We start from the raw sequence: 2,896 nt of genomic DNA on the forward strand, positions 1-2,896 counted from the left end.
GCCACCGGCCGGCGCCTGCCGCTGGACTCGGTGCGGCTGGCCGCGCCGGTGCTGGCACCCACCAAGATCATCGCCTGCGCCAGCAACTACCGGGAACACGTGGACGAGATGCACTCGGTGCAGCAACGCACACTGGGCCAGGTCGAGTCCTGGATGATGAACTTCGATGTCTTCCTCAAGGCACCGTCGTCGGTCGTCGGGCCCGAGGCCGATATCGTGCTGCCGCGCGAGGTACTCGCGGCAGGCAGCGAGATCCATCACGAGTCCGAACTCGTCGTGGTGATCGGCACCGGCGGCAAGGACATCGCCGTCGAGAACGCGCTGGAGCATGTGCTCGGCTACACCATCGGTCTGGACATCACCGTACGGAGCGCCGCCGACCGTTCGCGGCGCAAGAGCTACGACAGCTTCAGCCCACTGGGCCCCTGGCTCACCACCGGCGACGAGGCCGGTGATCCGGCGGACTTCGACATCCTGCTGACCTGCAACGGCGAACGACGGCAGGCGGTCAACACCGCCTCGCTGATCACACCGATACCGCAGATCATCGCCTACGCGTCGCGCATGATGACACTGAATCCCGGAGATGTGATCTTCACCGGCGCACCTCCCGGCGTCGGCCCGATCCTGCCCGGCGATGTGCTGGACACATCGATCAGCCGGCTCGGCGCCATGACACTGCCGGTCCGGGCCGAGGGCGCCGCCGGTCCTGGCTGAGGATGCCCTCACACTCCAGCGCGCTCCAGGAAAAAGCCCCTCTTTCCTCCTGGCGGAATATTCGACACGAGTATTCCTGGAGGGCGAACTTCATCGCTATGGTCCTCACACCCCCCAGCCACATCACTCACTCGCACAGAGAACAGGTGAGGGCCATGTCGATGATGACGAAGGCCGGGCTCATCCTCCCCGCCGCCGCGGTGCTGCTCCTCAGCGCCTGCTCGGGAGGCACATCCACCGATTCCGCGGAAAGCGCCGGTTCCGGCAACAACACCGACGGCAAGAGCGTCTCCGCGGGATGTCCGGACCCCGACGGCGCCCTGGCCCAACGGGCCAAGGAGGAAGGGGAGGTGGTCATGACGGGCACACCGGACGGCAGTGTGCGTACGGACATACCGAAGGCGTTCGAGCAGACCTACGGTGTCAAGGTCACCTATGTCGGCGGCCGTAACAGCGACATCGCGGCCAAGCTCCAGGCCGAGCGCAAGGCCGGCATCTACACCCACGATGTGTTCGGCGGCGGTGGCAACACCATGTCGAGCACCTACTACGGCGAAGGTTGGATCAGCTCCCTCAAGGACGTGCTCGATCCGGCGCTGCTGACCGCGGACAACTGGCGTGACGGCGCGCCCAAGTGGGTCGATCCCGAGAAGGAGAAGATCCTCCAGTTGTCGAACTACGTCGACTCCGGCGTGGTCGTCAACACTGACCTGGTCAAGGACGGCGATCTGACTTCCTTCGAGGACATGCTCGACCCGAAGTGGAAGGGAAAGATCGTGGTGGACGACCCGCGTTCCAACGGCGGGGCCATCTACGATGTGGGCGCCTTCGAGCAGGCCTACGGCAAGGACTTCGTCAAGTCCCTCTATGTGGACCAGAAGCCGGTTCTGCTGACCGACCAGCGGCAGGAACTGGACGACATCGCCCGCGGCAAATTCGCCTTCGGTCTGTCGCTCCAGACCGCGGAGACCGAGGAGGCGCTCGCCGAAGGACTGCCGCTGAAGCAGCTGAAGCTGACCGGTGCGCCGCCCGTGGTGACCGGCGGCTCCAGCCTGCTGGCCCTCGACAACAAGGCTCCGCACCCGGAGGCCGCCAAGCTGCTGGTCAACTGGCTGGTCTGCAAGGACGGAAACACCGTATGGACCAAGGCCCTCCAGGTGCCGAGCAATCGCGCGGATGTGCCGGTGCCGGCCGAGCTGGGCGCGACCGTCCCGCAGGCGGGCAGCGAGTACTACGACAGCTACGGCTGGACCGTACTGACCAAGGACGTGAAGCGGCTCCAGAAGATGCTGACCGAGCTGCTCGGCCCGCAGTAGCCGCGGCGGCCCGTCGCAGTGTTCGGTCCGTGGTGGCCCGCAGCAGCCCGCAGGAGAAGACACCTTTCTGGAGGCAGTCATGACAGCGCAGCCGCGGCGGGCACCCGCTCCGCCCAGCATGTACGCCCGGTGGTCCCGCGACCAGGGCATCGACATCGTCCCCGGCTTCCATATCCCGGACCTCCGGGCGGTCCCGCTCAAGCCCTGGGCGCGCATGGGCGGTTACGGCTGCTTCATCCACCATGACGCCAGCGACCGCAGCAACGACTGCTATGTGTGCCGGATCCCGCCCGGACAGCACCTCCACCCCGTACGCCATCTGCACGAGGTGATGATCTATGTGCTCTCCGGGCGGGGAAGTACGACGGTGTGGGGGCCGGGCGAGGAGCCGCAGAGCTTCGAGTGGCAGCGCGGTTCCTTGTTCGCGATCCCGCTCAATGTCCGCTACCAGCACTTCAACAGCAGTGGCGAGGAGCCGGCGACTCTGCTCGCCGTGACCAACGCGCCGGTGGTCATCAACCTCTTCGACGAGGCCGATTTCGTCTTCGACTGTCCCTACGACTTCCCGTCCCGCTTCTCCGGAGCGGCCGGCTACTTCAGCGGCGAGGGCACACTGACCGGCCGGCTGTGGGAGAGCAACTTCATCCCGGATGTACGGGACTTCCAGCTCGTCGCGTACCGCGAGCGCGGCGCCGGCGGTACGAACGTCCAGTTCAAGCTGGCCAGGAACACCATGATGGCGCATGTGTCGGAGTTCCCTGTCGGAACGTACAAGAAGGCACACCGGCACTCGCCCGGCGCCCATGTGGTGATCCTCAGTGGCACCGGCTACAGCCTGATGTGGCAGGGGGGGGGGCCGATCC

The 2,896-nt window shown here is 66.2% G+C and carries 3 protein-coding genes; all 3 read left to right on the plus strand.

Translation table 11 applies throughout. The features are described 5' to 3' along the window. The coding region (locus tag GA0115259_RS37075) for a fumarylacetoacetate hydrolase family protein (protein WP_107469414.1) at positions 1–717 on the plus strand (717 nt) is incomplete at its 5' end. Between the two features lie 155 nt (positions 718–872). Continuing rightward, a complete protein-coding gene (locus GA0115259_RS37080; RefSeq protein ID WP_161230591.1) occupies positions 873–2,033 on the plus strand; it encodes an ABC transporter substrate-binding protein in 1,161 nt (386 codons plus the stop codon). A gap of 79 nt (positions 2,034–2,112) precedes the next feature. After that, positions 2,113–2,896 (plus strand): cupin domain-containing protein (locus GA0115259_RS37085; protein ID WP_141716862.1); only part of this gene is annotated, 784 nt, incomplete at its 3' end.

It is taken from the genome of Streptomyces sp. MnatMP-M17, assembly GCF_900091995.1.
Taxonomy (GTDB): Bacteria; Actinomycetota; Actinomycetes; order Streptomycetales; family Streptomycetaceae; genus Streptomyces.